Origin of the sequence: Actinomadura bangladeshensis, from assembly GCF_004348335.1 — a bacterium.
Lineage (GTDB): Bacteria > Actinomycetota > Actinomycetes > Streptosporangiales > Streptosporangiaceae > Spirillospora > Spirillospora bangladeshensis.
Genome location: NZ_SMJW01000596.1, coordinates 1 through 600, shown reverse-complemented (window position 1 = coordinate 600; position 600 = coordinate 1). Strand labels below are relative to the sequence as shown.

General features: G+C 71.2%; 1 protein-coding gene. It reads left to right on the top strand.

The window, feature by feature from the left end; genetic code table 11:
* A partial coding sequence (locus tag E1284_RS41060; RefSeq protein WP_131945484.1) for a DUF885 domain-containing protein occupies positions 1–600 on the top strand: 600 nt, incomplete at both ends.

Genomic DNA, 600 nt, shown 5'->3' with positions numbered 1-600 from the left:
GTGGGAGGAGCTGGCGCGGATCGAGGCGGAGATGGCGGTGGTGGCGGGGGAGATCGCGCCGGGTGAGCCGCTGCCGGCGGTGATGGCGGCGCTGGACGCCGATCCGGCGTACCGGGTGGTGGGCGCGGAGGCGTTCCGGGGGTGGATCCAGGAGCTGGCGGATCGGGCGATCGCGGATCTGGACGGGGCGCATTTCGATATTCCCGAGCCGCTGCGGCGGATCGAGTGCCGGATCCCGCCGGTGGAGTCGGGGATCTACTATCTGGCGCCGGCGGAGGATCTGTCGCGTCCGGGGACGGTGTGGTGGACGGTGCGGGACCCGTCCGCGGAGATCGTGACGTGGACGGTGCCGACGACGATGTTCCACGAGGGGGTGCCGGGCCATCATCTGCAGCTGGGGGTGACGGTGCTGAATCCGCGGCTGAACCGGTTCCAGCGGTTGTCGAGCGAGCTGCATCCGGGGCACTGCGAGGGGTGGGGGCTGTATGCGGAGCGGTTGATGGACGAGCTGGGGCATTACCGGGATCCGGCGCACCGGCTGGGGATGCTGGCGGGCGGGCAGCGGTTCCGGGCGGCGCGGGTGATCTTGGACATCGGGTT